General features: G+C 61.0%; 7 protein-coding genes. All 7 read right to left on the minus strand.

The features are described 5' to 3' along the window. Positions 1–944: 944 nt before the first annotated feature. A complete protein-coding gene (locus tag GVV86_RS17665) occupies positions 945–1,511 on the minus strand; it encodes a DUF6036 family nucleotidyltransferase (protein WP_246670042.1) in 567 nt (188 codons plus the stop codon). Next, positions 1,486–2,073, minus strand: a complete 588-nt coding sequence (locus GVV86_RS17670; protein ID WP_201291515.1) for a helix-turn-helix transcriptional regulator — start codon at positions 2,071–2,073, stop codon at positions 1,486–1,488. Before GVV86_RS17670 ends, GVV86_RS17665 begins: the two co-directional genes overlap by 26 nt. Positions 2,074–2,309: 236 nt before the next feature. Then, positions 2,310–2,834, minus strand: coding sequence for a small multi-drug export protein (locus tag GVV86_RS17675; RefSeq protein WP_159803564.1), 525 nt, complete (start codon positions 2,832–2,834; stop codon positions 2,310–2,312). A gap of 1,635 nt (positions 2,835–4,469) precedes the next feature. Beyond that, positions 4,470–5,255 carry an MBL fold metallo-hydrolase gene (locus GVV86_RS17680; protein WP_159803565.1) on the minus strand — a complete coding sequence of 262 codons (786 nt, stop codon included), beginning with the start codon at positions 5,253–5,255 and terminating at the stop codon, positions 4,470–4,472. A gap of 280 nt (positions 5,256–5,535) precedes the next feature. Further along, positions 5,536–6,276, minus strand: a complete 741-nt coding sequence (locus tag GVV86_RS17685) for an SDR family oxidoreductase (protein WP_201291516.1) — start codon at positions 6,274–6,276, stop codon at positions 5,536–5,538. Between the two features lie 766 nt (positions 6,277–7,042). Then, the gene (locus GVV86_RS17690; protein WP_159618697.1) at positions 7,043–7,450 is read right to left on the minus strand and encodes a RidA family protein; all 408 of its coding nucleotides are present in this window, start codon (positions 7,448–7,450) and stop codon (positions 7,043–7,045) included. Positions 7,451–7,575: 125 nt separating this feature from the next. After that, on the minus strand, positions 7,576–8,181 hold the full coding sequence (locus tag GVV86_RS17695; RefSeq protein ID WP_159803566.1) for a TetR/AcrR family transcriptional regulator: 606 nt from the start codon (positions 8,179–8,181) through the stop codon (positions 7,576–7,578). Positions 8,182–8,620 lie beyond the last annotated feature (439 nt).

Genomic DNA, 8,620 nt, shown 5'->3' on the forward strand with positions numbered 1-8,620 from the left:
CTGTCCAACTGTCAGCACACGTCAGGGGATCATCCGCCTTCCTCAATGGGGGCGAAGAAACCCCCACCGAAGTCATGTACCTAACCCGCCTCTCCCCCATGAAGTAGTAAGAAAGCCCAACCCGAGCTTCGCGACAGAAAGGCGGCACCCAACCCCGGAAAACCCCAACCCAGCCACCAGAACCGGCACCCGGACCGCAGAATTGGGCCGGTTGTCCACAGTCCGAGCGCAAAAGGGCCTCTGACTAGGGGAAACATGTGCCCGAGGTGGGACTCGAACCGGATGCCAGCCCTTGCGAATACTGGGCTCCTTCGGAAACGTGCGGAATCCGGTCCAGTCCGACCGATGTACGACCTGATCCGAAGCCCCAGGTGTGGACACTGTCCACAACCCCGCCTCTCCCCACCAGAGGCCTTCCCCAACACTGCCGCACCCCGCACTGACCGGGTGCGGCGCTTCTTCGCCGTGAAGAATCCGATCCCGCCGGAGAGATTCAACCGCGGCCGTGACCGGGTGGCGCCCCCGCTCGTTACCGAATCCCGCGCGCGCCGCACGCCATGCGCGGTCTCCAGATTCTCCATTACGACGTCACCTCCCCTCAAACCACTCATGATCCGAGCGGCCGACAGCTGCATGACCGTTTCTCCCGCTCCGCCGAATCGGCCAGGTGCCATCCCGGCGCTTGAGAGCACCGCCCAACAAACGCCTCATCGAGCCGGGCAAGCCGCTCCAATGGCGTGCGGCGGTCCGGCAGAACCTGTCCCTCAACGCCATCAAGGCGGCCCCAGTACGGGCCAGGCACGGGAAACCCAGCGCGGACGACCTTACTGAGTTCCAGGGTCCCTTCCACGCCCGCCCCGGAGATTGTTCACCGCCTGCGGCCCCCACGGCCGATCTGGGCTTCGATCGTGAAGGCGAAGATCACTCACCTTGTCGGGGCTTTCTCACGGTTGGCCTTGAACTGCATGGATCGCCTCTTCCGCCACGATCAGGTGGTTGTCGCGCCGGGCGGCTAGAGGCATCGAATCTTCGCCGTATTTGGAGTAGGCGATGTCGACAAGTTCCTCCGGGTCCTCGATACCGAGGGCACGTGCGATCCGGCCGAGGTCCTCGATGTCCTTCTGGCGCTCGGCCGCAAGCTTCATCGCCGCCAGGGAGTGCAGGTCCGCGAGGCGGACCGCCGACGATGATCCTGGCGGGCCGGCCATCCAGGACGCCTTGTTCGGCAGGTAGGCGACTGCGTTGGAGTTCAGCCACCGGTCGGGCAGACCGTGATCATCGGCCATCTCCTGCACCACCTCATCCACCAGGGCAGCGTTCTCGTACTGAGCATCAATGTCGCCGGTCGCCCTGTCCAGGAGTCCGTGCAGGAGCAGCGCCGCTGCCCCGACAATCTGTACGTCCAGCTGGACACCCCGGGCGAGCAGACGGGATTCGAGCTCTTCAAGGAGCACTATGACGTCGTCGCGCAGGAAGCCCCTGCTGCTAAACCGTCGCGAGGTCACGCTCACGGATCCAGACATTCAGTTCAGCGAGCTCGGCCGGAGTGTCCTTCCGGATCAGATCCTTCATCCTGTCGCCGACGGGATGAAGTTTTTCCGCCGGGAAGATCGGGGTGCTCGACGGCTTGGCGCGGGCCGCCCACGAGGGTGTGGCTGATCCGGTTTTCCGCGAGATCCACCGGTTGATGCCCGCAAGAGCGGTCAGGTACTCGGCGTCATCGATCTTTGGTGCACTGGTCATTTCTGGGCGCCCGAAGGTGATTGATGCGCTGGCGTATTCGCCCAGGAGCCGCAGCGCAAATGGGTAATCCCGGGCCGCCAGTGTGTCCGCGAATTGCGCGCCGAAGTCGATGCGGTGCCGTTGCTGGCCCTTCGCACTCAGGTCGATGTCGAGGTGGTTAATGACTTTCAGCGTCAGCCCGAGGGAGGCATTCTCCTTGCCGGCCTCGAGTTCCCCGATGAACTTCCGGGAAATCCCGCACTCTTTGGCAAGCTCCTGCTGGGTAAGGCCTCGGTCCTTCCGTGCTGCGCGGACGCGCCGGCCGAGTGCGGCGGCGGTTAGTTCGGTCATGGCCATGCCCCTCATCATGCCACCGATCGGTTACATCGGCCATGCTTGCATCAACGCCACGCTCTGTCATGCGGCGCTACTGCCCATGTCTTCGAGCAAGAACGGACACTGCGTCTGCCTGCGCTGTCAGAGGCTCTGCCAGCGAACCGCCGATTGCGCCGTCTACTCCAATGACGAACACCTGCACGGTGCTACTCCCTTCAGATTTATCACTCGAGTGCGGCAAAGTCGGCTCACTACCAGCCGAGGAGCCCGACGAGGCCAGTCGAAAGTACTGCAACACCACCAGTCCACAGCAGAATTGCGATGGCCTGCCAGAACACAACCCTCTCCTTTTCAACCCCTGACGCCGCAAAGAATGCGCCGGTCAGCTGCGTGGGAAGAGCAAGTGGGGCAAGGATGCTCGCGCCAGGCAGGCCGAACCGCGAGAGCCAGCCCTGGAGGCGCCTTTGGCCCTTCGCACGCCTCGACGATGTGGCGACGGATTCCGCGTCAGCAAACTGATCCTTTCCCCCACGACTGGCTACGACCTTCTCGCGGACGCGGGAACTGATCAGAACGGCGGCGAGCATGCTCAAAAAGTTGCCGACCATCGCCGCTATCGCCGCGACGATCGGATTGATTCCAAGGAGGATGCCCATCGCGACAGCACCTTCACCCTCGAAATAGGGGACCGTGCCGGCGACGGCGACACCCAACGGCTGGACGATCTCGGGTAGCTGTTGCACCCACTCCTGGATGCCTTCGTAAGGATTGTCCATTTTGTCTGTTCTCCTTTGTCATCTTTGCAACGGGTGCAGCGTGCTCCGCCGTTTCGCCCGTATCACCGCGGCCCCGATGTGCTTCTCCGGGCCCGGCGTTGTCTACTGAGACCATTGAAAAGGCTGTGCCCACAACAGGGTCAAATCCCGAGAACTTGTTGTAGGACACTCCACCTCTTGAACTGCCCGATACTGGTGAGGAGGTGGTTGCTGGGTGCTCTGGAGCAGGCATGACGTCAGCATGCTGACTCTGGAAGGACATGTACAAGTCAGTCAGGCCCGATTGGCGTGTGCTCAGGCGCAAGGAGCCATTCCTCCTCACTGCAGCGCAGTGCGCGTATTCCCTCCCATCCTGGCTGCTACATCTCCGATTCGAAGGCGATCTCAATCACCTGATTTGGCCACAGACTTGCCTTTCACGTTAATATCCGGTCTTGGTCTAGCTGAGTCATGTCGTGCCCTCGGAGCCGACCGCGCAGGAAGAGGGAGCCATCATGAACATTGAAGGCCAGGTGTCCTTATCCCGGATCGAACCGGGTCGTTGGGCGCCGTTTCGGCGCGGACTTTTGCGCCCGCGGAGCGAAGAAGATTTATGCCACCTCCATTCGCGCCGAAGTGTTTGACCTGGCGGGCGTTGAGCTTCTGGGGCCCGATCCGACGGGCCTGGAGTCAATCGTCTCCGCTACGCGGACCGCGTCTGATGTCACCGTGGTGACATCAGATGCTGGGATCGTCGCAGGCGCGCCAATTGTCACTGGGCGCTAAGCGAAATCCGACGGGATATTCACACCGATATTTGGGGCACTCTCAATCTAATCCGCGAATTCGCCCCGGTCCTTGCCGCCAATGGGATCGAGGCGATCAGCATTGTGCTCTTCGCATCCGTCTGGTTCCTAAATGCAAGCAACGACGCCTACTGAGCGGCGAGAGCCGCTGTCTGGATCACAACCAACGCTGCGCGGCTCCAATTGACCGATCAGAACATCCTCGTGCAGGCCGTGATGCTGGGCGCGACAGATACGGACTTCGCTGCCGGATATGACGGGCCCAAGATCCACCCCGACTGGTGGCAGAAGCCATTGTAGACGGCTTGGTCACCGGCAGTATCGAGGTCATAGTCGATGACTGGAACGCCATGAGATGTAGATCGGAGGGACAAAGGTAGCGTGGCGCCTATTCCATCCCGGACAGTTACGACCCGCCATCCACACGGGTTGAACCGGCCGCTCTCGCCAGGAGCGAATGATCGACGATTATCCCCTATCACCACTCTGTCGGCTCAACGCGTCGGCGATCAAAGCTGGCGTGTGCCGGGAGACTCCTACGATGTGGACAGCGGTTTAATAAATATTCCGTCCAGGCGGGTGAGGAGAACTTGCCGTCCCAGTTCACCCCCGCGACTGGCACGATAGCGCGGCTACCGATAGAGGTTTAGGCGACGGAAATCTGACTCAGAACAGCCGCAGGGACCGCCCGAATGGCGGACCCTACGCTTCCCAGTAGTGTTTCCTTGAGTCAGCCTGGTCTGATCTTGCCCTACCGGGCGTGCGCTTGCCGGCCAGGACGTCAACGCACCCGCCCGTCCACGGATCCAATCCATTAAGCCCTCGGGGCGTTGTCTTATTGCGGCATCCTCTATAAATACAGGTCCTCCCCCGGTTCGAGAACGATGGCCTCTAGTCCGAGTTCAGCCGCTTGGCGCCTGAACCGATTGACCGCGTCTGGTGCTTGCGCATAGAGCGGCGGCTTGTCTAGCCCGTAATGAATGGGCACTGCGCGTTTAGCTCCGAGAAGATGTGCTGCGATGGCCGCCTGCTCAGGCGTTAGGACCGCCGGCAAAGGGCTTGGCGGCTCAATGTTGGGGACCTCTTCTAGGGTGGGGCCGTTGATTGGCATGAAAGCCACATCAATCGGCCCGAGCCTGCGAGCAATTGACCACCAGAAGCCATGGAACATGGTGTCACCACCATGGAAGATCCGCAGGTCGCCGGTGTCAATGACCCAGGAGACCTGCGGGTCGCCCAACCCGTCAATAGCCGGGACAGCGGTGACTCGGAATGGTCCCACCGTCCGGCTGTCCCACTCCGCCACTGTCTCAGCATGAAGTCCGTGCTTTCTCAGCTCGGCTTCAACAGCCGCGGGGTGCGCCTCGTCTCCGAACGGTCCTTTTTCTGACTCCGGCCGATAAACCGGAGCATTGGGCCTTAGAGCCCGCTGCAATGCTGCAGCATCAGTATGGTCTGCATGCAGGTGCGAGACCAAAGCGCCATCCGTCCGACCAAGCCGAGTCGGTGGTGTCAGCGGAAACTCGAAGGCAAGTTCCGGAGATAAGGGCGCATCATTCTCAAGCAAGTCGACCACTATGACGCTGTCGTCGTATTCAACTTCTATTCCCGCCCACCCTAAACGTCGTATCCTCATCGGAGCGGCTCCCTGTCAGTCCACTGAAAATGCTTCATAAACCCTCCTAAGATGATTAGAAATAGATTCTTCTTATTGAGCCAAGTCTGCAGACCTAAGTTTTCCCAGGGCTCCAACTCCTCCGCCACAAGTGGGGAAGCCCGCCCTGAACGCGTTCACTTTTGCCCTTCGCCGGGCGATTCAAAAGAACCACTCACTGATGAAAACCGCAGGACTTCACACACCATTTATCGGACAGTCCCGACAAACCCAGTGCTGCAGTACCGCTGCCGGTTACCGTCTAGGCGAGGCCACCACCAGCCAAGATGTTCTGGTTTGTGACCCACCGGCCACCGGGGCCGGCGAGGAAGGCGATCAGTTCGGCGACATCTTCCGGCTGGCCCAAGCGACCGAGGGCCGAGAGTGATACGGCCAGATCCAACATTTCGGGCTGGAATGCGTCGGTGTCCGTTGCCCCCGGCGAAACGGCGTTGACGGTGATTTGGCGGGGACCCAGCTCACGGGACAGCACGCGTACGAACTGCTCAACCGCTCCCTTAGAACCTAGGTACATACCCATCTCCGGCAACAGCATTCGGGTGTTGACGGTGGAGACGGCAATAATGCGCCCGTGGTCCTGTACTCGACGTGCTGCCTCCCGGAGAGTGAGGAAGTAGCCACGAAGCTCACCTACAAGGTGCTCGTCAAAGTTCTGCAGCGTTAGACCAGCGAATGGCGCCACATACTGTCGGCCGGCATTTGCCACAACGATGTCCACGCCTCCGAAGTGATCAATGGCTTCATCGAACAGAGCGACAACGTGGTTCTCATCGCCAACGTCTCCGGCCCGGGCGAATGCTCGGCCGCCGTCGTCCTCTATTAGACGCACCACCTCCTGCGCCGCGTCGAGACGAATGCGGCATCCAATCACGACGTTGGCTCCGCGAGCAGCCAGAGCGAGTGCAGTTGCGCGCCCAATGCCCCGTGAAGCTCCCGTAACGATCGCCGTCTTGCCAGAGAGATCCATCAATCGTTCCTTCATCTATGACTCCTTTGACAGCGATGTACCAAGCAGTGTTCTGTGCGGTGTAGACGCCGGTACTCGACGGCGCCGCTCGGCCGGCAAAGTAGACCTTTCACCGCGCGGCCCGACCCAGGTCACACCCCGAGCCATGATCTATGGCGTCATCCCAAGTCAAGACAGTGTTCTGGGGACCGGGTCAAATCGCCCGCGAGACCTTCATGCTTAGCGTGTCCACCGGAGCGTACCCCTGGACGACGATCGTGCCCGCGTCGGCCAGCGCGTCCAGTCACCGCGGAACGGCGCAGCCGAATCCTCCGTGGGACCGCACCGTTCCGGCGGTCACCGCAGGCCGACACCTCGAAGGGGAACCTAGACTCCGGATGGAACACCTCCGCCTGAATCCCCACGTCCAGCGGAAGCGCCCCGTCGAGAACGAGGACCATCACTTGATGAGGTCGCTTCATTCTTTGACAGCGATCCGGTCGGCGCGTAGCGACCGCGTCATCATCCTCCCAAGAGAGCCCATGACCTGCTGTCTGTTTGCATCTGCCTGGAGGCGGCGCCGCGGCTCAGGCCAGTCGCTGACGACGCAGTCGAACCCTACTGTGCTTTTCGTCGGCATGTAGCCAGTCGCCTACATACAGCGTCTCGCTTAGCGGTCGACCGCTGGTCGATCCATGAGCGGCGGGGCCTGCACGCCGGTACTTGCTCTCCGGCGTCCCCGATGCGCTGTTCGTCATGCCTTAAGAATGCGGGAAGCTGACACGGTTCGACCGTTTCGTGATTAGGCCAGAACTGCTGTGGCTTCGATTTCGACGAGCAAGTCGGGCGTCCATAACGCCTGGACGCCGATCACAGTGATGGGTGGCAGCGGAGTGCTATATCCGTCGGATTCCTGGGCGCGGGAGGCTCCCTCCAGCAGCTGAGCCCCCATCTCCGGCTTCCAGCCCACCACGTAGATGGTGAGCCTGGCGATATCGCTCACATCACCACCAGCTCCCTTAACCCCCACCACCACGTTTTGCATCGCAGAATGCACCTGCCCTGCAAGGTCCGTCGCGGTCACGGCTCCCTCGGGTGTTACTGCGCATTGTCCGGCGAGCAGCAGAAGACGGGAACCGGTCGCCGAAGCGACCGGAGCGTAGGAATCCTGTATCAGGAGGCCGTCAGGGTGGCTCAGATTTACTGTCATTGCATGTTCCTTGCGTCGGTGGTTGTCTCAGTTCTTGAGTTCACGGGAGGTCCCGCCTAAGCCCAATTTAGCAGTGCTAGCGAGGATTCGTCTAGCACCGCTAGACCGCACCGTCGCGTCGTACTTCAATGCCTCGAGAGCGAATTCAAGACGAACTGCACGTGCTGGAGCCGTAGTTGCTCCTTGTCACTCTCGGGCCAGCCGGCCATGGGTGAGTCGATCAGCAGCACCGCCAAGCCGTGGCAAGCCGCCCACACGTGCAAAGCAGCGTTGCCGATAGGGGAACCTGTCCCAGCCTCGGGTGTGTAATCGGCAACGGCTCGTTGGAGGACTTCGAATGCCGCTAGTCCGGCTTTGCCACGCGCAGATTCGGCTGGGTGCGTGAGCTCCTCCGTCGAGGAGTTCATCACGATGGCCTGAAAAAGCCCCTCGTGATCGCGAGCGAAGTGCATGTAGGCGAGGCAGACCGCTGCTAGATCCGATGTCCGTGAAGGCAGGGGCTGCGTGATCGCGTCGTTGAGGGTGTCAGCGAGTTTGGCGGTGGCGCGCCGGCTTACAGCCAGGAGCAGATCTGCTCGGCCCTTGTAGTGCCAGTACGCAGTGGCCGCAGATACTCCTGCTCTGCGCTGTACCTCACGAAGTGACAGAGCAGCCGGTCCCGATGTCGCCGTGATGTCATAAGCGATGGTGAGGAGACGATCAGCAAGTGCGGAGTATGAGGATTCAGGCATACTCCATTGTGCGGCGGATTCGGGCACTAGCTCGTAGTTTCGTCCAGTGGCCTTAGACGGTGATCAACTCCCTCGGGGTTGTCCTCATCTCTCGAGGGATAGACAGATCCGCCTATTCTGAAGAGGTTGCCACGCAACCTTCCCTGAGCACCCCCTCCGAGGTTGCTGTGCGGGTCGTCAGGTGTCGGAGACTTGACCATGTGGTGGGAACAGGGCGTTTGATTGAATGAAGTGTTACGCGCTGGTACGTTCCGGCGCCTGTCCTCGCGGACGATCACATTGCGGGCATGGCGGAATGACCTGCGTAGGTTTGGGACTGCTGAAGGTTTGGTTGATTCCTGACCTGTGAGGATGAGACTCGCGGGTGGAAGGATGTTCATCATGCCGAAGGCTTTTCCCGAAGAGTTCCGCCGTGACGTGGTCGCGGTCGCCCGTAAGG

Source organism: Arthrobacter zhaoguopingii (assembly GCF_009828595.1).
GTDB classification, from domain to species: Bacteria; Actinomycetota; Actinomycetes; order Actinomycetales; family Micrococcaceae; genus Arthrobacter_D; species Arthrobacter_D zhaoguopingii.

What these genes read in the sequence shown, in the direction of transcription:
- GVV86_RS17690 (WP_159618697.1), bottom strand. Translation starts at nt 7,450, where the DNA reads ATGACAGTAAATCTGAGCCACCCTGACGGCCTCCTGATACAGGATTCC.
- GVV86_RS17685 (WP_201291516.1), bottom strand. Translation starts at nt 6,276, where the DNA reads ATGAAGGAACGATTGATGGATCTCTCTGGCAAGACGGCGATCGTTACG.
- GVV86_RS17680 (WP_159803565.1), bottom strand. Translation starts at nt 5,255, where the DNA reads ATGAGGATACGACGTTTAGGGTGGGCGGGAATAGAAGTTGAATACGAC.
- GVV86_RS17670 (WP_201291515.1), bottom strand. Translation starts at nt 2,073, where the DNA reads ATGACCGAACTAACCGCCGCCGCACTCGGCCGGCGCGTCCGCGCAGCA.
- GVV86_RS17695 (WP_159803566.1), bottom strand. Translation starts at nt 8,181, where the DNA reads ATGCCTGAATCCTCATACTCCGCACTTGCTGATCGTCTCCTCACCATC.
- GVV86_RS17675 (WP_159803564.1), bottom strand. Translation starts at nt 2,834, where the DNA reads ATGGACAATCCTTACGAAGGCATCCAGGAGTGGGTGCAACAGCTACCC.